The sequence below is a fragment of the Aliirhizobium sp. YIM B11859 genome, from assembly GCF_057163345.1.
This window is the reverse complement of sequence record NZ_JBXHAY010000002.1, coordinates 939,356-959,475: the sequence shown is the minus strand read 5'-3', so window position 1 is coordinate 959,475 and position 20,120 is coordinate 939,356. Positions and strand designations below refer to the sequence as shown.

The 20,120-nt window shown below is 60.1% G+C and carries 23 protein-coding genes and 1 tRNA gene; 14 read left to right on the top strand and 10 right to left on the bottom strand.

The features are described 5' to 3' along the window. Positions 1-101: 101 nt before the first annotated feature. The 6 genes from upp to AC2GXZ_RS10870 form a co-directional block, all read right to left on the bottom strand. Entirely contained in the window at positions 102-731 is a 630-nt protein-coding gene (gene upp, locus AC2GXZ_RS10895) for a uracil phosphoribosyltransferase (protein ID WP_483759160.1), read from the bottom strand. Positions 732-791: 60 nt separating this feature from the next. After that, on the bottom strand, positions 792-1,796 hold the full coding sequence (locus tag AC2GXZ_RS10890) for an adenosine deaminase (protein WP_483759159.1): 1,005 nt from the start codon (positions 1,794-1,796) through the stop codon (positions 792-794). Next, the gene (locus AC2GXZ_RS10885) at positions 1,793-3,013 is read right to left on the bottom strand and encodes a phosphopentomutase (RefSeq protein ID WP_483759158.1); all 1,221 of its coding nucleotides are present in this window, start codon (positions 3,011-3,013) and stop codon (positions 1,793-1,795) included. Before AC2GXZ_RS10885 ends, AC2GXZ_RS10890 begins: the two co-directional genes overlap by 4 nt. 116 nt (positions 3,014-3,129) lie before the next feature. Continuing rightward, the gene (locus AC2GXZ_RS10880; protein ID WP_483759157.1) at positions 3,130-3,720 is read right to left on the bottom strand and encodes a TadE/TadG family type IV pilus assembly protein; all 591 of its coding nucleotides are present in this window, start codon (positions 3,718-3,720) and stop codon (positions 3,130-3,132) included. Next, positions 3,717-4,340 (bottom strand): TadE/TadG family type IV pilus assembly protein, encoded by a 624-nt coding sequence (locus AC2GXZ_RS10875; protein WP_483759156.1) that lies wholly within the window; start codon positions 4,338-4,340, stop codon positions 3,717-3,719. The genes AC2GXZ_RS10880 and AC2GXZ_RS10875 overlap by 4 nt, the downstream gene beginning before the upstream one ends. 98 nt (positions 4,341-4,438) lie before the next feature. Further along, positions 4,439-4,825, bottom strand: a complete 387-nt coding sequence (locus AC2GXZ_RS10870) for a pilus assembly protein N-terminal domain-containing protein (protein ID WP_483759408.1) — start codon at positions 4,823-4,825, stop codon at positions 4,439-4,441. 412 nt (positions 4,826-5,237) lie between these two features. Between AC2GXZ_RS10870 and AC2GXZ_RS10865 the strand changes: the two genes are divergently transcribed. The 10 genes from AC2GXZ_RS10865 to AC2GXZ_RS10820 all read left to right on the top strand — a co-directional run bounded on the left by AC2GXZ_RS10865 (position 5,238) and on the right by AC2GXZ_RS10820 (position 14,552). Next, a complete protein-coding gene (locus AC2GXZ_RS10865) occupies positions 5,238-5,426 on the top strand; it encodes a Flp family type IVb pilin (RefSeq protein ID WP_483759155.1) in 189 nt (62 codons plus the stop codon). A 92-nt stretch (positions 5,427-5,518) separates the two neighbouring features. Next, positions 5,519-6,040 carry an A24 family peptidase gene (locus AC2GXZ_RS10860; protein WP_483759154.1) on the top strand — a complete coding sequence of 174 codons (522 nt, stop codon included), beginning with the start codon at positions 5,519-5,521 and terminating at the stop codon, positions 6,038-6,040. Positions 6,041-6,159: 119 nt separating this feature from the next. Next, positions 6,160-6,960: a Flp pilus assembly protein CpaB gene (cpaB, locus tag AC2GXZ_RS10855; protein WP_483759153.1), complete on the top strand. Its 801-nt coding sequence runs from the start codon at positions 6,160-6,162 to the stop codon at positions 6,958-6,960. A 13-nt stretch (positions 6,961-6,973) separates the two neighbouring features. Continuing rightward, positions 6,974-8,458, top strand: a complete 1,485-nt coding sequence (locus tag AC2GXZ_RS10850; RefSeq protein ID WP_483759152.1) for a type II and III secretion system protein family protein — start codon at positions 6,974-6,976, stop codon at positions 8,456-8,458. Positions 8,459-8,517: 59 nt separating this feature from the next. Then, the gene (locus AC2GXZ_RS10845) at positions 8,518-9,204 is read left to right on the top strand and encodes a CpaD family pilus assembly protein (protein ID WP_483759151.1); all 687 of its coding nucleotides are present in this window, start codon (positions 8,518-8,520) and stop codon (positions 9,202-9,204) included. A 54-nt stretch (positions 9,205-9,258) separates the two neighbouring features. Beyond that, positions 9,259-10,527 (top strand): CpaE/TadZ family protein, encoded by a 1,269-nt coding sequence (locus tag AC2GXZ_RS10840; RefSeq protein WP_483759407.1) that lies wholly within the window; start codon positions 9,259-9,261, stop codon positions 10,525-10,527. A gap of 31 nt (positions 10,528-10,558) precedes the next feature. Next, positions 10,559-12,049, top strand: coding sequence for a TadA family conjugal transfer-associated ATPase (locus AC2GXZ_RS10835; protein ID WP_483759150.1), 1,491 nt, complete (start codon positions 10,559-10,561; stop codon positions 12,047-12,049). A gap of 18 nt (positions 12,050-12,067) precedes the next feature. Beyond that, positions 12,068-13,081 (top strand): type II secretion system F family protein, encoded by a 1,014-nt coding sequence (locus AC2GXZ_RS10830; RefSeq protein WP_483759149.1) that lies wholly within the window; start codon positions 12,068-12,070, stop codon positions 13,079-13,081. A 10-nt stretch (positions 13,082-13,091) separates the two neighbouring features. Beyond that, the gene (locus tag AC2GXZ_RS10825) at positions 13,092-14,066 is read left to right on the top strand and encodes a type II secretion system F family protein (RefSeq protein WP_483759148.1); all 975 of its coding nucleotides are present in this window, start codon (positions 13,092-13,094) and stop codon (positions 14,064-14,066) included. Positions 14,067-14,120: 54 nt separating this feature from the next. After that, positions 14,121-14,552: a GFA family protein gene (locus AC2GXZ_RS10820; protein WP_483759147.1), complete on the top strand. Its 432-nt coding sequence runs from the start codon at positions 14,121-14,123 to the stop codon at positions 14,550-14,552. A gap of 54 nt (positions 14,553-14,606) precedes the next feature. Here AC2GXZ_RS10820 and AC2GXZ_RS10815 read toward each other — a convergent pair whose 3' ends face one another. Beyond that, the gene (locus AC2GXZ_RS10815; protein ID WP_483759406.1) at positions 14,607-15,398 is read right to left on the bottom strand and encodes a tetratricopeptide repeat protein; all 792 of its coding nucleotides are present in this window, start codon (positions 15,396-15,398) and stop codon (positions 14,607-14,609) included. 183 nt (positions 15,399-15,581) lie between these two features. On the opposite strand from AC2GXZ_RS10815, the gene AC2GXZ_RS10810 reads away from it, so the two are divergent. From AC2GXZ_RS10810 to AC2GXZ_RS10795, 4 genes are all read left to right on the top strand, one after another. Beyond that, positions 15,582-16,985, top strand: a complete 1,404-nt coding sequence (locus tag AC2GXZ_RS10810; protein ID WP_483759146.1) for a leucyl aminopeptidase family protein — start codon at positions 15,582-15,584, stop codon at positions 16,983-16,985. Positions 16,986-17,065: 80 nt separating this feature from the next. After that, positions 17,066-17,416, top strand: a complete 351-nt coding sequence (locus AC2GXZ_RS10805) for a MarR family transcriptional regulator (protein ID WP_483759145.1) — start codon at positions 17,066-17,068, stop codon at positions 17,414-17,416. A gap of 11 nt (positions 17,417-17,427) precedes the next feature. Next, entirely contained in the window at positions 17,428-18,273 is an 846-nt protein-coding gene (locus AC2GXZ_RS10800) for a C40 family peptidase (protein WP_483759144.1), read from the top strand. Positions 18,274-18,422: 149 nt separating this feature from the next. Next, positions 18,423-18,782 carry a hypothetical protein gene (locus tag AC2GXZ_RS10795; protein WP_483759143.1) on the top strand — a complete coding sequence of 120 codons (360 nt, stop codon included), beginning with the start codon at positions 18,423-18,425 and terminating at the stop codon, positions 18,780-18,782. 76 nt (positions 18,783-18,858) lie between these two features. On the opposite strand, the gene AC2GXZ_RS10790 is transcribed toward AC2GXZ_RS10795, so the two are convergent. From AC2GXZ_RS10790 to AC2GXZ_RS10780, 3 genes are all read right to left on the bottom strand, one after another. Then, positions 18,859-19,248, bottom strand: a complete 390-nt coding sequence (locus tag AC2GXZ_RS10790; protein ID WP_483759142.1) for an acyl-CoA thioesterase — start codon at positions 19,246-19,248, stop codon at positions 18,859-18,861. Positions 19,249-19,588: 340 nt separating this feature from the next. Then, positions 19,589-19,675, bottom strand: a tRNA-Leu gene (locus tag AC2GXZ_RS10785). Between the two features lie 92 nt (positions 19,676-19,767). Then, positions 19,768-20,103, bottom strand: a complete 336-nt coding sequence (locus tag AC2GXZ_RS10780) for an Rdx family protein (RefSeq protein WP_483759405.1) — start codon at positions 20,101-20,103, stop codon at positions 19,768-19,770. Positions 20,104-20,120: the final 17 nt, after the last annotated feature.

Here is a 20,120-nt window from a genome sequence, read left to right as displayed (position 1 = left end):
TGGGTTCTGGGCAGATATGCTAGGCGCCAATGGTTACGAAAAAGCGGCCGAGCCTTCCGGTCCGGCCGCCTTCTTCATCATTGGTTAGGAAATGCTGAATTTCACTTCGTTCCGTACATGCGGTCACCGGCATCGCCGAGGCCGGGTACAATATAGCCCTTTTCATTAAGGTGGCTGTCGATCGAGGCCGTGTAGATTTTCACGTCCGGATGGGCGTCCTGGAAGTTCTGGATGCCTTCCGGTGCCGCAAGCAGGCAAAGGAAGCGGATGTTCTTGGCGCCGCGCTCCTTCAGCTTGTGAACGGCGGCGATCGAGGAATTGCCCGTTGCCAGCATCGGGTCAACGACAATGATCAGGCGCTCGTCGAGATCTTCCGGCGCCTTGAAGTAATATTCGACCGGCTGCAATGTTTCGTGGTCGCGGTAGAGGCCGATATGCGAGACGCGGGCGGATGGCACCAGTTCGAGCATGCCTTCGAGCAGGCCGTTGCCGGCGCGCAGGATGGAGACGAAAACCAGCTTCTTGCCTTCGACGATCGGCGCCTGCATTTGCGTGATCGGCGTTTCGATCGTTTCCATCGTCAGGTCGAGATCGCGGGTGACCTCGTAGCAGAGCAGCATAGAGATCTCGCGCAGCAGCCTGCGAAAGCCGGCCGTCGAGGTCTCCTTCTTGCGCATGATCGTCAGCTTGTGCTGCACCAGCGGGTGATCGATGACTGTGACGCCGTCCATGGCTTTTTCCTCTTCGTTATCGCCTTCTTCTTCCCGAAAAATGCTTCGTTCTGCAAGCCTTCACGTGATTGATGGCACTTGTTCCCCAATCTCTCCGTCGAAACGTGAAATGAGGGCCGTCTTTGTCGCATCATCGACGAACGCAGCTTCGAGAGCGGTCCGGGTCATCGCATTGATTTCGGCATCCGCCATGCCCATCGTTTCCGACGCGATCTGGTATTCGCGGGCAAGCGAGGTGCCAAAGAAGGGCGGGTCGTCGGAATTGATGCAGACCTTCACGCCGGCAGCCTTTAGGCGCTTCAGCGGATGGCTTTCGAAATCGGGAAAGACCGAGAGCGCTATGTTCGAGCCCGGACAAACCTCCAGCACCGTGCCGAGTTCGGCAAGACGTAGCACCAGCGCTGCATTTTCGATGGCTCTCACCCCATGGCCGATCCGCGCGGGTTTCACCAGGTCGAGTGCATCGGCGACGCTGGATGCGCCGCAGACTTCGCCGGCATGGATGGTCAAGCCCAGCCCGGCATCGCGGGCGATGTCGAAGGCGCGGCCATAATCGCCAACCCGCCCCATCCTCTCATCGCCGGCCATGTTGAAACCGGTGACGAGAGGGTTTTTGGCGCGTGCCGCATAATTTGCCGCCGCGATCACCCGATCCGGACCGAAATGCCGTTCGCCGGTCACGATGATCCGCGCCTCTATGCCCGATTTTTCCTTGGCAGCAATTATCCCGTCGCAGATGCCGGCAAGATAGGCGTCGGCGCCGAGCCCGATCCGGTCGCCATGATCCGGCGAAACGATGATCTCGCTGTAGATCGTGTTGATGGCGGCAAGTTCGGCAAGATAGGTCTCGGTCAGCAGCGCATAATCCGCCTCCGTCCTGAACAGCGCCGCAACCGCATCATAGGCGACAAGGAATTGCGAGAAGTCCCGCCATATATATCGGCCGTCGTGCAGGAAGTGGCTGCTGTCCACGCCGTATCTGCGGGCCTGCGCCAGAGCCAGTGCCGGCGGTGCAGCACCTTCGATATGGCAATGGATTTCGGCCTTGGGAAGTTCTTGGGTCAAAGAAAGCTCCATCCATGCTGGCCCGCCGGAATGCCCAGATGCGCGGCCACCGTCTCGCCGATATCGGCATAGGAGGATCTGACGCCGATCGAGCGGGTTCGGACACCAGGGCCGAAAGCCATGATCGGCACACGTTCGCGGGTATGGTCGGTTCCGCGCCAGGTCGGATCACATCCGTGGTCCGCAGTAAGGATCACCAGGTCGCCCGGTTTCAGCTGCCTGTGGATCTCCGGCAGGCCGAGGTCGAAGGCTTCCAGCGCTGCCGCATAACCCGGCACGTCGCGTCGATGGCCATACAGCATGTCGAAGTCGACGAAATTGGTGAACACGAGGTCGCCATCGGCAGCCTCGCCCATGGTGGCAAGCGTTGCAGCCGTGAGCGCTGCATTGCCATTCGCCTTGATCACCCGCGATACGCCCTGATGGGCGAAGATATCGCCGACCTTGCCCACCGCATGCACGTTGCGGCCGGTCTCGACCAGGCGATCGAGCAATGTCGGCTCCGGCGGCAGCACGGAAAAGTCCCGGCGATTTCCGGTGCGCTTGAAAGTTTCCGGTGTCTCTCCGAGGAAAGGACGGGCGATCACCCGGCCGATATTGAGCGGATCGAGCAGGCCACGCACCACCTGGCAGAGTGCGATCAGTCGGTCGCGGCCGAAATGGATCTCATGTGCGGCGATCTGGAACACGCTGTCACTCGATGTGTAGCAGATCGGTTTGCCGGTGCGGATATGCTCTTCGCCAAGGCTGGCGATGATGTCGGTACCGGAGGCATGGCAATTGCCGAGAATGCCGGCAATGTCGCCGTCACGGCAAATGGCCTCGACCAGTTCGGGTGAAAAGGCATCACCCTCGGTTGGGAAATAACCCCAGTCGTACATGACCGGCGTTCCGGCGATCTCCCAATGGCCGGATGGCGTGTCCTTGCCGTTGGACATTTCGCTTGCCGCGCCATAGAGCCCGAACAGCCTTTCGGGCAATGGCATGCCGGCCGGATGGCTGCCGCTTGCCATCTTGGCGATATCCATCAGGCCGAGCGAGCTCATGTTGGGAAGTTTCAGTGGTCCCTGCCTGACGCCGGCCCGGTCGGCTGCACCGGCGGCACAGAATTCGGCGATATGGCCCAGCGTATTGGATCCCAGGTCGCCGTAATCGGCGGCATCGCGGGCGCCGCCGACGCCAAAGGAATCAAGAACGAAAAGAAAGGCACGCGCCATCTGCCACCGGTGATCTTAATGCTGTTTCGTCCGCTCCTGATGAGCGGGTCGTTTCGCGTTACATATAGCCCGGTAATGATATTGGCAAAGGTCGCGGCAAAAGCGTGGCGGAAGCGTCAGCAGCCGTCGCAGGTGATGCTCGTTCCCACGCGCTGGCGATAGAAGAATTGCCGGCTGAGCGTCAGCGTCTTCCATTGGTCGGGCATCACGCCCGGCATGAACATGAATAGCTGGTATGTCACCGACACTTCGGCGCGGACCAGGAACGTGCTTGCGGAACGCATGTCGGTCGGAACGTCAGCGACGGTCGCACCGTTGGCATAGGGTCTGCTTCCGTCCTGGGCCCAGGACCAGGCGACGGTCGGGTTGCCGGATGTGTCGAGTGAAATGCCGGTGACCTTGATCGACAGGTTCTGCGGCGTATACGGCGTGAATATGCCGTTGGTGACATTGATCATCTGCTGCAGGTCGGTGGTCGCAACCTTCGACTGCTGGGTGACCAGATCGGCGATCGTGCTGGCCGAACGGGTTACTCGCTTGGAAACGCTGAGCCCGATCGTCAACTCGAACGATGTGATATAAAGACCGAGCAGAAGCGGTGCGATCAGCGCAAATTCCACACCCCCGACGCCCCGTATATCCCGTGCGAAGCGGCTGAGGCGATCGATGAAGAGAAGCCGTGAAAAGGCGTTTTGATGCCTTGTCATGGGTATTCCTCGTTCTTGAATGCCGAGGTCTCCACGATCAGGAAATAGTTAGAGCCGCTGGTCGGCCGGACGTTGGAGATATAGGGCCGCAGCAGATCGGTGATGATGTCCCATTTGTAATAGGCCCGCAGCATGTTCTTGGTGCCCGCTGCGCCCGGCGAATAGGTGAAGGACGATGTGTCGAGGTCGCCGCTCGAGGTGATCGGCACGGTCGTCGGCATGTCGGAGAAATTCGAATAGCTCTTGATGTCCAGCCAAAGCTTGTTCGGGGTCGCGATTTCTGCAGCGCTGCACTGGATCAGGATGGAAACCTCTCCGCAGAAGGCGGTGCGGAACGCGGTCCTGTCCATATAGGTGGTCGCGCTGGTGCTGCTGTAAGTGATGTTGCCGGTACGCAGCTTGCGTCCCATCGTGTCGACGGCATTGGCGACCAGTTGCTCGGCCGTATAGGCGACGAAGGTCTCGATGATCGCGAATACGATGAGGAAATAGGGGATGGCAAGGATTGCGAATTCAATGGCCGCCGCGCCGTCTCTTGACCGCAGCAGCCTCTTCAGACCGAATCTGGAAGCTTTTGGCGAAGTCTTTCCGACGGCCGTGAACGAATGGTCCTGATGCATCTCTTCCTATCCGGCAAACGGCGAAGGCGATTGGACCATATTGGAGGATTATTGAGAATCCGTTTCGCGACTGATGCAAATTGGTGCAGTCGAAGCGATCACGGCGTCTTCGTGGTCGTGTCGAACTCGGCGTGCTGCTCGCAGTTCGGCGTGCACGAAAGCACGGTGCGTTCGGTCTGCTTGAAGATGCGCACCGTATTACCCTCGTCGATCGATACAAGGACCCGTTCGTCGGCAATCGCGTTGCCATCCCTGTCGAGAAGAACGAGATTGGTTGCGCCGAAACTGCGGCCGGTCAAAACGATCGTCATCGGGTCGGCTACGGTAGCGTCCGCCACTTCCGAATTGCCAACGATCACCTTGGCCACCGGTCGGTCGAGCTTCAGCACGCGCGCCTGATTCATATAAACCCGCAGCAGGTCCTGTTCCTCTGCAGCGCCGGCCGTGCCGGCAGCAAGACCGGTTATAATGGTGAAGGCAACCATTACGCTACGCAGCGCCATTTTGAAGGTCCTTGAGCGGATTTCGATATGAACAGAAGATGACGCTGATTGGTGAATGAAGCCTTAAGTGGCCTCCAATGACCGGCAGTCTGGGCTCTTGGCTGCCGATCAGCATGACGAAAGTCAAATTCCGCTCTTCTGGTGCATCTATTATCTTTATGAAAAATAACGCTTATTAGCGTTATATATCGCAATGGTGCAGATCGATAGAAACTGCACCATTCTCATTAGCAACCGTTTACCAAAGCGGCCATAAGTGACCCGTTTAACCCTTTGGTAACGCTCCTCATTAAACGGTTGGCAATCGTCCGCATGTAGTTTTCAGGTCAACCGAGCAACGGCAAACAGTTGTCGGTAAGTGCTGAACAACAACCATCTGGAGTAGGAGAGTTCAATGTCCAAGATTTTCGCTCGTTTTCTTAAAGATGAATCCGGTGCAACTGCCATCGAATATGGCCTGATCGCTGCTCTCATCTCGGTTGCTCTTATCGCTGGCGCTTCGACGCTCGGCAACAACCTGGGTAACACTTTCAATGCTCTGGCCGGCCGCATGAACAACGCGACAACTAGCGCCAACAGGTAAGTCTCTGCCGTTGTTCGGCACGATGACAATGGTTGAAGCCGTCCGGTGGGCGGCTTTGAACCTTTTCGCCAAGTTGCCTGGAAGAGCTGCCAATGCTGAATGATATGGTCGCCATCCTCGTGCTCGCGGTGTTTCCCGCGGCACTCGTCATCGCCGCGGTAAGCGATTTCCTGACGATGACCATATCCAACCGGGTATCACTTGGTCTCGCGTTGGCTTTTCTGCTGTTGGCTCCGCTTGCCGGCATACCGCTTGCCGATATCGGCTTCAGCCTTGTTGGAGCTGGTGCGGTATTTCTAGTCTGTTTTGCATTGTTCGCCGCGAACGCCATGGGCGGCGGAGATGCCAAGCTCCTCACCGCAGCAAGCCTGTGGTTTGGTTTCACACCGGCACTTGCCGGCTTCCTTGTCACGGTCGCTTATGCAGGCGGCCTCGTGACCGTGCTTTTCATTCTGCTTCGCTTCCGCGCCGATATGGTAATGGCCATGGGAATTCCTCTACCGGTCTCGATCGTCGGAACCAGGAAAATCCCCTATGGCATCGCGATCGCCATCGGTGGACTGTTGTCATTTTCGGCCTCGCCGATCGCAATCCTCGCGCTCAAGACTATCTGAAGAGCGCCGAAGCCCCGGCAATACTGCGTTAACCAGTATTGTAAGCTTCCCATTAACCATAATTACACCATTGCCGACCATTCTGCAGGGAAGATCAAGGATTCTCCCAAGGAACGGCAATGAAGCCCGCTCGCATCATCATCCTGACAGTGGCCGTCGTGGCGGCAGGCCTTGCAGGCCTGCTGGCCATGCGCATGTCCGGTACCGAGGCGCCACAGCTGGTGGAAAAAATCATCAAGGAGCCGACCGTCCAGGTTCTGGTGTCTGCCGAAAACCTGCCTGTCGGAGCACGCCTCAACGAAAAGTCGCTGCAATGGCTGGACTGGCCGCGCAGCGGTGTCGCCGAGGGCTTTATCACCAACGAAGCGCGGCCGGATGCGTTCAAGGAGCTTGACGGTTCCGTCGTCCGCCTGCCGATCTTCAAGGGCGAACCGCTGAGAGCGGAAAAAGTCGCCGATAGTTCAAGCCGCATCATGTCGTCGCTGCTGCCATCGGGCAAGCGCGCGGTCGCCACTGAAATCTCGGTTGCCACCGGCGCCGGTGGTTTCGTGCTGCCGAATGACCGCGTTGACGTCATCATGGTTCGCCAGGACAAGAACAACGGCGGCGGCTACATCACCGAAAACGTTCTCAACAACGTCCGCGTCCTGGCCATCGACCAGAACATCCAGGAAGCCCCCGATGGCAGCAAGTCCGTCGTCGGCACCACCGCGACGCTGGAGCTGACGCCAGATCAGACGAAGGTCATGGCCGTCGCCCAGCAGATGGCCGAGCGTCTGACGCTCGCCCTGCGCTCCGTCGCCGATGCTCAGGAAGAAGATACGGTTGCGGCTGACTACCTTCTGCATGGTGGCGGCAAGGCGGATATCCAGGTCATCAAGTCGGGATCGATCATCACCGGCTCGACACAGGCGAATTGAACGGAGCGATCACGTGACGAGCTTTAAACGCACAATCCACGGAACCGCTTCTGCCGGCCTGGCATTCTGCCTGGCCTTTGCCGGTATTCCTGAAGGTTTCGCTCCTTCTTTCATGGCGACGACCGAAGCGGTCGCAGGCGATAGTGGCGTCATCCGCATCGCCCAGGGTGGTCCCGGCATCAAGCGACGCCTGTCGCTCGGATTGAACAAGGCGCTGGTCATCGATCTCCCCTCCGATGCGCATGACATCCTCGTCGCCGACCCAGCCATGGCCGATGCCGTGACACGCACGTCGCGGCGTATCTATCTCTTCGGCAAGACCGTTGGTCAGACCAACATCTTCGTCTTCGGCCCGAACGGCGAGGAGATCGTCACGCTCGATGTCGAGATCGAGCGGGATATTTCCGGTCTTGAAGCGAACCTTCGTCGCTTCCTGCCGGATTCCAACATCAAGGTCGAAATCATTTCGGACAACATCGTTCTTTCTGGAACGGTACGCACCCCGCAGGATAGCTCGCAGGCCCAGAAGCTTGCCCAGGCCTTCCTCAAGGGCGGCGAGGCGACAACGCGCGAAATCACCGCCACCAGCGGTAACAATGGCGGCGATTCGGCGATTTATGCCGAAGGCCGACAGACCTCACAGATCGTCAATCTGCTCAGCATCGAGGGCGAGGATCAGGTAACGCTGAAGATTACCGTGGCGGAAATCCGCCGCGAGGTTCTGAAGCAGCTCGGTTTCGACAACACCTTCACCCGCAACGCCACATCGAGAAACGGTCTGGACGTGCTGACGATCGGTGCCGGCTCCACCGGGTTGTCAGGCACGATCGCCGGAAGCATCGGCAAGCTCGGCATCGAAACGGCCTTGAGCGCACTGGAACAGGCAAGCGCCATCCGCACATTGGCCGAACCGACGCTGACGGCGATTTCGGGCCAGTCGGCGACCTTCAATTCCGGCGGCGAACGACTTTACACGACAACCGGTGTTGATGGCGTCACCACCGTCACGCCTTACCAATACGGGATCTCGCTGGGCTTCACGCCGACGGTCCTTTCGTCAGGCCGCATCAGCCTCAGGATCCAGACGCGCGTGTCGGAGCCGGTTTCGACGGGCACGACCAGTGTCGAATTCCGCAAGCGCGATGCGGAAACCGTGGTCGAACTGCCCTCCGGCGGTTCTCTCGCCCTCGCCGGATTGATCCGTGACGACGTCCAGCAGAGCATGAACGGCACCCCCGTCGCTTCCAAGGTTCCGCTTCTCGGCGCGCTGTTCCGCGAAAAGACCTATGATCGCAACGAGACCGAACTGGTTATCATTGCGACGCCCTATCTGGTGCGTCCGGTCGCTCGCAACGAACTGTCCCGTCCGGACGACAATTTTCAGCCCGCCGACGATATCGAGAGCGTCTTCCTCGGTCGGGTCAACAAGATCTACGGCCGCAAGGAGGCGCCGCCGCCGGCACCTTACCAGGGCAATGTCGGGTTCATCTACAAATGACCAAGCGAGCAGAGCACCAGCCCCCCGGACACAGTCAGGCGCAGGAAAGGCATCCTTTCATGGATCCGAGAAAGACAACGAGATATTCGACCGGCCGCCTCTCGGCAGCGCTGGTCATCGGCGCCGCGGCGTTGCTGTCTTCCTGTGCAGGCAAGGACAGCTTCACCACCGGCTCGCTGCCGGACGATTACCGCACCCGCCATCCGATCGTTGTCGGCGAGGCTGAAAAGACCATGGATATCCCGATTGCTGCCGGCGATAGTGGCATCAGCAAGGGCCAGTCGGAAGTGATCGCCGGCTTTGTCGCCGAATACCGCCGCACGTCCTCCGGCATCATCCAGATCGTCACGCCGCGCGGATCGGCCAACGAGGGCGCCGCCGCTTCGGCCGCCTCCGCCACCCGCAGGCTGATGGTCAAGATGGGTGTTCCCGCCCAGAAGATTCTTCAGGCGAATTTTCCGGCAGAGTTCGGCGAATCGGCACCGATCCGCCTGAGTTACGTGGCGATCGCCGCCAAGGCCGGTCCCTGTGGCGAATGGCCGGCGGACATGACGCTGAATACCGCCTCCAACAAGAACTATTATAATTTCGGCTGCGCCAACCAGGCCAACCTTGCGGCACAGATGGCCAACCCGAACGACATCCTCGGGCCGCGCCGCATGACGCCGCCCGACAGCACGCAGCGCGGCGACGTGATCGACCGCTATCGCACGGCTGTCGTCGAGCTGAAGGACATGGACGAATGAGCCAGCTCAACGGTCTGGGAGCGTGATGCCATGATAAGCACTGTCCAATACGATATGAACGGCGGGTCTTCGCAGGGTGATGCGCAGGGCGAACAGCCGTCTGGCATAGAGTTGGAATCGGTCCGGCCGCTGCCGCGCATTTCCGTACACATCTTTTGCGAAAGCGATGTCGTACAACGCATGGCCGACCAGCTGGGGCGTGATCGCCGCATGGCCAAGGTCAATCTGCGCGTCACGAGCGGTGGCACCAGTGCTGCCGCCAATATGTTTTCATCGGCGCCGACGCCTAACCTGATCGTCCTGGAAACGGCAGCCGAGCCGCGCAATCTGCTTGCCGAACTCGCGCCGCTGGCGCAGGTCTGCGATCCGTCTACCCGGGTTATCCTTATCGGCCGCTACAACGATATCGCTCTCTACCGCGAACTCGTCCGCAACGGCATTTCCGAATATCTGGTCGCGCCGGTGCCGATGGCCGACATGATGGCGGCAATCTCTGCCATCTTCGTCGATCCCGATGCCGAACCGCTCGGCAAGTCGATCGCCTTCATCGGCGCCAAAGGCGGCGTCGGCGCTTCGACGATCGCTCACAACTGCGCTTTCGGCATATCGAGCCTGTTCTCGACCGAAACCATTCTCGCCGATCTCGATCTTCCCTTCGGCACTGCCAATATCGATTTCGACCAGGATCCGATGCAGGGCATCGCCGAGGCCGTTTTCGCCCCCGACCGCCTCGACGAAGTCTTTCTCGATCGTCTTCTCACCAAGTGCTCGGACCATCTGTCGCTTCTGTCGGCTCCGTCGCTGCTTGACCGATCCTACGACTTCGATGCGCGCGCCTTTCAGCCGGTCATCGAGATCCTGCAGCGCAGCGCACCGATGGCAGTGCTCGATATCCCGCACGGCTGGAACGAGTGGACGACGTCGATCCTCGCGGATGCCGACGAGGTCGTCATCTGCGCCGCCCCCGACCTCGCCAACCTGCGCAACACCAAGAACATGTTGGACGCGCTGAAGAAGCTGCGGCCGAACGACCGCGCGCCGCACCTCATCCTCAATCAGGTGGGCATGCCGAAACGTCCGGAGATCAGCCCTTCGGATTTCATCGAGCCGCTGGAGATCGAACCGATCGCGATCCTTCCTTTCGATGCGCAGCTTTTCGGCACGGCAGCCAATAGCGGCCGGATGATTTCCGAAATCGACGCCAAGTCGCCGATCGCCGAAACCTTCTCGCAGATCGCCCATGTGGTCACCGGCCGCATCGCGATGAAGAAAACCAAGAAGGGCGGCCTCGGCAAGATGCTGGGCATGCTGGGACGCAAGTGAGTTCACGCCAGATGAGAATTAGGTCTTAAGGATGTTTGGAAAGCGCGGAAACGACGGGTTCGGTAAGTCAGGTACGGTAGTCGCGCCGGCGCCTGCCGCTGCATATTCGCCGGCACCCGCCCGACCATCGGCGCCCCAGGCAGAACCGGATGCAGCGGCACAGAACGCACCGCAGCGCCAGCCTGTGGCTCCGCCGCCACTTGCGCCCGCAGCACCGGCCCGCAAGCGCCCGGCCCGCAACGAGCAATATTACAACACCAAGACCCAGGTCTTCTCCGCGCTTATCGATACGATTGACCTGTCGCAGCTTGCCAAGCTCGATACCGAGAGCGCGCGCGAGGAAATCCGCGATATCGTCAACGATATCATCACGATCAAGAATTTCGCGATGTCGATCTCCGAGCAGGAGGAACTGCTCGACGATATCTGCAATGACGTCCTGGGTTATGGTCCGCTCGAACCGTTGCTCGCCCGCGACGATATCTCCGACATCATGGTCAATGGTGCCGGGCAGACCTTCATCGAAGTCGCCGGCAAGACGATCGAGTCGGAAATCCGCTTCCGCGACAACACCCAGCTCTTGTCCATCTGCCAGCGCATCGTCAGCCAGGTGGGCCGACGCGTCGACGAGTCGTCGCCGATCTGCGACGCACGCCTGCCCGACGGTTCACGTGTCAACGTCATCGCGCCGCCGCTCTCGCTCGATGGTCCGGCGCTTACCATCCGCAAGTTCAAGAAGGACAAGCTGACGCTCGACCAGCTGGTGAAGTTCGGTGCAATCACTGCCGAAGGTGCGGTGCTGCTCCAGATCATCGGCCGTGTCCGCTGCAACGTCGTTATCTCCGGCGGTACCGGTTCGGGCAAGACCACGCTTCTGAACTGCCTGACCCGCTATATCGACCTGGACGAACGCGTCATCACCTGCGAGGACACGGCCGAACTGCAATTGCAGCAGCCGCATGTCGTGCGCCTTGAAACCCGTCCGCCGAACATCGAAGGCGAAGGCGAGATCACAATGCGCGATCTCGTCAAGAACTGCCTGCGTATGCGTCCCGAACGCATCATCGTCGGCGAAGTCCGTGGCCCGGAGGTCTTCGACCTTCTGCAGGCGATGAATACCGGCCACGACGGATCGATGGGCACGATCCACTCCAATACGCCGCGCGAGTGCCTGAGCCGTATGGAATCGATGATCGCCATGGGCGGATACACCCTGCCGGCCAAGACGGTGCGTGAGATCATCAGTGGTTCGGTCGATGTCATCATCCAGGCTGCGCGCCTTCGCGATGGTTCGCGCCGCATCACCCAGATCACCGAGGTGGTCGGCATGGAAGGTGACGTCATCATCACCCAGGATCTGATGCGCTACGAACTGGACGGCGAAGACGCCAATGGCCGCCTGATCGGCCGGCATGTCTCGGCCGGCATCATCAAGCCGCATTTCTGGGACCGCGTACGCTATTTCGGCGAGGAGCGTCGCCTGTCGGCGGCGTTCGACGGCATGGAAGCGGCGAGAGATTGAAACTGAGGGGCAATTCGCATGTTCGGGCTTGATTTGACCATGCTCTTGATCGTCCTTTTGGCTGCCGTCTCGGCGGCCTCGGTCGCCTATGCCTTGCTGTTTTCGAGAATAGAGACCGAAAAAAAGGCTGGCGCCCGGCTGACACGGGTCAAGGCGGCCGAAAGCGATGTCAGCAGGGCCAAGGCCTCGCGCGACCGCGTTCAGGAACTGTCGAAGCGCCGCAAATCCCTGCAGGACACTCTGAAGGATCTCGAAAAGAAGCAGGAAGAGAAGAACAAGTATATCGGCGACAAGAGCCTCAAATCACGCCTAAGTCAGACCGGACTACCGCTGACGATAGGCCGATTCATGGTCTTTTCCGTCGGTTTCGGAATTTTTGTCGCTCTCGGCGCGCTGATTGCCGGCATGCCGTTGCTTGCGTCCCTCGGCGCGGGTTTCGTCTTTGCCTTCGGCCTGCCGCGCTGGGTCGTCGGCTTCCTGGTCAAGCGCCGCCAGAACAAGTTCCTCGAAGAATTTCCCAATGCGCTTGACGTGATGGTCCGCTCGATCAAGTCGGGACTGCCGCTCAACGACGCGATCCGGATGATCGCGGTCGACGGCCGCGACCCGATCAAGGGCGAGTTCCAACGGGTCGTCGAATCCCAGCGGATCGGCCTCAGCGTGCCGGAAGCCTGCGCCCGTATGCTGCAGACCATGCCTTTGTCCGAGGTCAACTTCTTCTCCATTGTCATCGCCATCCAGAGCCAGGCGGGTGGCAACCTGTCGGAGGCGCTCGGCAACCTTGGCAAGGTGCTGCGCGAACGTCGCAAGATGAAAGCCAAGGTGCAGGCGCTGTCCATGGAAGCCAAGGCGTCGGCGGTGATCATCGGCGCATTGCCGTTCATCGTCGCCACGCTCGTCTACCTCACCTCGCCGCAATACATGATGATCCTGTTCACCGATACGCGTGGACATATCATCATGCTCCTGTCCGCCGTGTGGATGACCATCGGCATCGTGGTGATGCGTAACATGATCAACTTCGACATTTGAGGATCGGCCGGTGAAAGCACTTTCCGCAGCCATAACCGAGCCGACCACGCTTTTTGCCATTCTCGTCGCCGTCGCGGTTTTCGCGACGCTCTACACCCTGGCAGCCTCCTTCATGGATCGGGGTGATCTCGACAAGCGGATGAAGGCTGTTTCCACCGAACGGGAACAATTGCGCGCCCGTGAGCGCGCCCGCATGAACGCGGACAGCAAGGCCAGCCTGCGCACTCAAAACAACCAGTCGGTCCGCCAGATCGTCGAGCGCTTCAACCTGCGTGAAGCATTGGTCGATGAGGGCACGATCAACAAGCTGCGCGCCGCCGGCCTGAGAACCCAGAACGCGTTGAACATGTTTCTTGTGGCGCGCTTCCTTTTGCCGTTTCTGTTCCTGGTCATCGCCGCGATATGGGTCTTTGCACTCGGAAATCTGGAATCCAAACCGTTCGGCATTCGTATCCTTGCGGTCGTCGGCTTTGCTTATCTCGGCTTTTACGCGCCCAACATCTACGTCTCCAACAAGATGAAGAAGCGACAGGCCTCGATCAAGCGCGCCTGGCCCGATGCCCTTGATCTGATGCTGATCTGCGTCGAATCGGGTATTTCTATCGAACACGCGATGCGCCGCGCTGCAGAAGAGATCGGTACGCAATCACCGGCGCTTGCCGAAGAGCTGGCGCTCACCACTGCGGAACTGTCCTTCCTGCCGGACCGCAAGACCGCACTCGAAAATCTCGGCAATCGCACCCAGATCGATATCGTCCGTTCCGTCGTGCAGGCGCTCATCCAGGCCGACCGCTACGGCACACCGGTGGCGCAGGCGCTGCGCGTTCTCGCGCAGGAAGGCCGCGACGAACGGATGAACGAGGCGGAGAAGAAGGCTGCTGCCCTTCCGCCGAAACTCACTGTTCCGATGATCCTGTTCTTCCTGCCGGTGCTGGTCGCCGTCATTCTCGGCCCCGCCGGGATCCAGGTCGCCGACCGGTTCTGATTTCCGCAGCTTTCGTTTATGGTCCGGCCGGTTCCCACCACGCAAGGATAACTCATGCCGGACGAAAACAGCGATAAGCTCGACGGAGCCTGCCATTGCGGCACGGTCAGATTTCATGTTCGGCTGTCGGATGGCCTGCGCAGCGCAAGACGCTGCAACTGCTCTTATTGTCGGATGCGCGGGGCGATCGCCGTTTCGGCCAATCTGGAAGACATCCGCATTTTGGAAGGCGAGAGCGCGCTGACCCTCTACCAGTTCAACACCAGAACGGCGAAACACTATTTCTGTTCTGTCTGCGGGATCTACACGCATCATCAGCGGCGCTCGAACCCGCAGCAATACGGTGTGAACGTCGCATGCCTCGAAGGGGTGAGCCCATTCGATTTTGCAGAAGTGCCGGTCGCCAACGGCGTTTCGCATCCGTCTGATGGTCAGGCTGGCGATAAGTCCCGCCTTTTCGGTGTGCTGAAATTTACCGCCGAATGACGGCAATTAGAGAATGGGCGTAAAATTGTCGGCGGCTTGCGGCAGCGAAATGCGCTAGTTCGTCGCAGATTTCGCCTTGTCGTTGGCGGCAAGCTTTGCCCATGAATTCTGCTGGGTCAGCATCGAACGCAGATACGTGACGTTTGCGTCCGCCTGCTGCTGCGAAAGCTCCTTGCGGGCAATGCCTTCGGCTTCCGAGAAGCGTCCCTGCAGGCCGACGACGAGCGCCAGGTTCTGCCGCACCCGGCTGTCGGCTGCCGGTTGCTGGGCAGCATTGCGCATATAGGTCTCGGCTGTCTTCAGATCGCCGGAAAGCACATAGGACATGCCGAGATTGGATATCACGCTCGGTTCGTTCGGCTGCGTCTGCAGCGCCATGCGGTATTTTTGCCGGGCTTCGTCGGAACGTCCGAGCTGATCGAGCACCGCGCCTTCGGCCGAAAACAGCCGCCAGTCGGGGTGATCCGGCGTCTGCGCCCTGCCGATCGTGGTCAATGCCTGATCCAGCTGCCCGGCAGCGGCCTGCGCCTTGCCATAAGCGGCGAGGACCTGCCGGTCGTTCGGATTGCCGATCACCACCTGTTGCATTACCGCAAGCGCCTGGTCGTTCTTGCCCGTCATGCCGAGTATATTGGCATAACGCAGTCCGATATCCTTGCTCTTCGGGTTTTTGACATAGTCGCCCCCGACCGTCTTTTCGGCAGCAGCCAGCTCTGCGGCATTCATATTGTCCAACGGTGCAGACGATGCTTTCGGGATCGACCCGGTGGTAATGCTGTCATTCCTGGTCGTGTTGCAGCCGCTGACCGCAACCGCGACGCAGATGAGCGCGGCAGCGCGTGCCATCGATGATTTTGGAAGGGATGAAAGCGAAAAGGCGGTCTTTGCTGCAGTCATCATGCTCTCGTCGATCGGTTGCCTTGCCGTTCGCCACCGGCAAAATCAGGTGGCGCATTTCCCCCTTAGCAATAAACTGTTAACCCTAACGAAGCGTTAATATCAGCGATTCCTGAAGGTTACGAAGCCGCCATGACCCCGTTCCAGCATATTCCCCGTCCGTCCCCTTTCACGCCTGCAGGTGCCGTGGCGAAACCGGTAACGGCCGTCACGCCCGCGGCCCTGGAAGATGGCTCGCTGCCCGCAGAGACGGCCGCCTGGGCCGCCGCTGCCGGCTTTAAGGCCGAAGCCGGAACAGTTCTCGCCATTCCCGGTGAGGAAGTCGGATCGGTATCGGGCGTGCTTTTCGGCCTCGGCAGCGATCCCGCCGAAATGCCCTTCATCGCCGGCAAACTGGCAAAGCTTCTGCCGCCGGGCGACTGGGCGATCGATGCGGATGGCATTTCGCCCGAGCATCTGGCACTGGGTTTCGGCCTCGGCACCTATTCCTTCAGCAAGTACAAATCGGAAAAGGCCCGCACTGCTCGCCTTGCGATCCCCGATGCGGCCGACGCTGCGGATGTCGAGCGGCAGCTGGCGGGCATCGTGCTTGCCCGTGACCTCATCAACACGCCGACCAACGATATGGGGCCGGATGATCTCGAAGCGGCCTTCCGCGCCCTTGGCGCCCATTACGGCGCGACCGTCACCGCGCTCGTCGGCGATGACCTGCTCGAAAAGAATTTCCCGCTGATCCATACGGTCGGCCGGGCAAGTGCCGTGGCACCCCGCCTGCTCGAAATGCATTGGGGCAAGAAGGGCGATCCGAAGGTAACGCTGGTCGGCAAGGGCGTCTGCTTCGATACCGGCGGCCTCGATCTCAAGAGCGCATCCAACATGGCGCTGATGAAGAAGGACATGGGTGGTGCCGCCAATGTCATGGGTCTGGCGCTGATGATCATGGATGCGGGGCTTGCCATCGATCTCACCGTGCTTATCCCGGCCGTCGAGAATTCCGTTGCCGGCAACGCTTTCCGTCCGGGGGATATCTACAAGAGCCGCAAGGGCATTACCGTCCAGATCGACAATACGGATGCCGAGGGCCGGCTGATCCTTGCCGATGCGCTCAGCTACGCAGATGAGGCGCCGGCCGATCTCCTGGTTGACATGGCGACCTTGACCGGTGCCGCCCGCGTCGCGCTCGGCGCGGAACTTGCTCCCTTCTTCACCGATGACGAGACACTGGCCGGCAGGCTGTCCCTGGCGGCGAAGGAGGCGGTTGATCCCGTCTGGCGCCTGCCCCTTTGGATGGGCTACGACAAGGATCTTCGTTCGCGCGCAGCCGACATCACCAATGCACCCTCCGGCGGCATGGCCGGCTCGATCACCGCAGCGCTTTTCCTCAAGCGCTTCGTCACCGCCTCGCCGAGTTGGATCCATTTCGATATCTACGGCTGGAACCCTGCCGAAAAGCCTCATGCGCCGGTGGGTGGCGAAGCCTTTGCCATCCGCGCGCTTTATCGCGTCATCCGCGACCTTGGCGATGGTCGAAGCTGAGAAGGGCACTGCGGAAGAGACCGGTAACGGTTTGCCGTTAGGATCGGGCGCCTATCGAGATCTGGCCCGGAGTATGGAACATGCCTGTAGAGCTGACGGCAACGGAGGCCCTGGGCTTGTGGCACCGCGTCGCGCTGGAAGAGGTGAGGGGGCAATCCCCTGATCTTACCCTGCGACAGATGGCGATCCTCCTGCAGATCTACATGGTGCCGCCCCCGCACACCGTACGGGGACTGGCCGAAACGCTCGGTGTCACCAAGCCGGTCGTTACCCGTGCGCTGGATACGATGGGTGAACTTGGCCTTGTCGATCGCATGCGTGATGATCGCGATCGCCGCAATGTCGTGATAAGACGGACCGTCGGCGGCGCACTTTATCTGGAGAAGCTCGGCGACATGATCATCCGCGAGGGAAGACGCGCCGCGTCGTGAAGGACTTGACCATGGAACTGGATAGACGCCTCAATGCCTTCAGGCCGGATCTGGCGGCAGACACATTGAAGGACAAGGTGGAGGCCGCTCGCTTCGTCAAGGGCGAACCCGCTTCAGTGCTCGCCCCCGTCGTTTCGCTTCGCCCGTTTCCGGATCTGGCGCGCGGCATCGATACCGAGCTTCTCCGTGGCGAGAGCCTGCGGGTCTTCGACCGGGCGGACGGCTTTGCCTGGGTGCAGGCGGATTGGGACGGTTATGTCGGTTACCTGCCGGAAGAGATGATCGGACCTGCGATCGAGCCGACCCACCGGATCTGCGTGCCGCGCACTTTCCTTTATCCGCAGGCCGAGCTACGCAAGCCCCCGATTGCGGCCCTGTCAATGGGAAGTCTCGTGTCCGTCATCGGCGAGGCTGAAACCCGCGGCACGCGTTATTTCCTCCTGCCAGGCGGTGAGGCGGTGATTGCCGCCCATTGCTTGCCGGTCGGCCAGAATGCGGACGAAGACTACGTATCCGTCGCGGCGCGTTTCGTTGAGACGCCTTATCTGTGGGGCGGTCGTTCGGGCCTCGGCATCGATTGTTCCGGCCTGGTGCAGCTGGCGCTGATGATGACCGGCCGCAAGGCGCCACGCGATTCCGACATGCAGGCCTCTTTCGGAAAAGAGATAGGTCGTGATGAACTCACCCGCGGCGATCTCGTCTTCTGGAAAGGCCATGTCGGCATCATGGAAGACCAGCAAACCCTGTTGCATGCCAATGGCCACACCATGACCGTGGCGCGGGAGAATTTCGAGGCTGCGGTGAAACGCATCGGCTGGCTTTACGACCAGCCGACCGGTTATAGACGCATCGCCTGAGCGGATTTGTCGCCTTATCCATGTCGTCCACACCACGCTGGCGATCACGGGAATGTTGGGAGCCATCCATGGCATCGTCGAATGCCATTGCCTATCTAGAGGTAAGCCGCAGGACGGAAAATGCAGATCGAGAGATGAGGAGTGTACCCATGCTGAAAGGCGCCTGGATATTGCCGGCAGCAATGCTGGTTGCTCTGATTTTGGTCGCAGTGCCCGCCACGGTGTTTGCAGCCGACGGCAATCCTTTCGGCAAATCGATGGGGACCTATTTCAAGGATCTTCCCGGTGTCGTGCCGGAAGCCCAGCGCGTCAAACCCGACGATTACAGCTGCACCAGCGACATCGGTTATGTTTCCAGTTCGCGCGGCGGTTACGACATTCTGGGCTGGCATGATGTGCCTGTCCGCCTTTATCACTGCACGGCGGCCAATGGCGCGACCTATACCGGCACGCAGATGCCGAAGACACAATGGGTGCCAGGCATCAGCCCGCAGTTCCTGCCGAAATAAGCACAACGCCGGCCACGTGCCCTGGCCGGCGGCAGCAGGCCGCCATGCCCTTGGAGGCGCCGCTGGAGCCGATCGGTTATTGCAGCTCCGTGACCGGACGCGGATTACCCTCGGCATCGACGGCGACCATGATGAACACCGCTTCCGTCACCTTTTCCCGCGTATGCTCGTAATGGCGGCGGGTCCATGCTTCTATTGTCAGGGTAATCGACGTGCGCCCGACCTTCTTGATGCTGGTATAGACGCACAGCGTATCGCCGATCTTTACCGGTTTTTTGAAGACGATCTCGTGCACCGCGACAGTCACGGTGCGGCCACCGGCCAGTTCGTTTGCCCGCACGAAGGCTGCAAGGTCCATCTGCGACATCACCCAGCCGCCGAATATGTCGCCCGCGGGGTTCGCGTCGGCGGGCATGGCGATTGTCCTGAGCGTCAATTCCATGTCGGAGGGAGAAAGAGCGTCCATAATCCGGGTCCTTTGCACGTGATCATCAAGGCCCAAGGCCTAGGGGATCGCGCCACAATTTGACAAACGTCTATTCCGCTGCGCTGCCCTTCGCAAAACGCAGATCGGGCACGCTGAATGGCAAGGGATGCTGTCTGTCCAGATGCGCGCCGGTGATGAAAGGAGAGAAATTGCGGTCGCCGGGAGGGTGGTACGAAAGCCGTTCCGACCGATCACGCGAGATGGCGCCACAGCGCCGATCCGGCTAAAATCAGGCCCGCCAGCCTGCTGGTTAAGCAAGCGGCGATGCAAGATTTTGCTTTTGGATAAAGCAAGTCCTGGCAAGGACTTAAGAATGGAATGGTGCCCAGAAGAGGACTCGAACCTCCACACCCTTTCGGGTACCAGCACCTGAAGCTGGCGCGTCTACCAATTCCGCCATCTGGGCGACGGAGAGCGATGTACGGGGGTGGCCCTCTGCTGTCAACCGGGTTTTTGAAGTTTCTGTGTCAGTTACCGAAAAACTTTTGCCGACCCCGCTCACGCGTCCCCGTCAGCGGCATTTTTCAGTGCGTGGCGGTCCAGATGACCGAGGTCGCGTTGAGGGTCGATCACGTCACGAACTCGCTGCTTCAATTCCTTCGGCCCTGGAAAACCACCATCGCGCTTTCTCTCCCAGATCAGTGTGCCATCAACGCGGATCTCGAATGTTCCGCCGGTGCCCGGAATGAGGCCCACTTGCCCAAGCGCGTCACCGAAGGTCTGCAGCAGTTCCTGCGCCATCCAGCCGGCCCTCAGCAGCCAGTTGCACTGCGTGCAGTAAAGGATGGTGATTTGTGGTTTCACCGGCGCAGCAGCAGGCTTCCCCCCAGACATTGCCTCGTCGAGGGCAA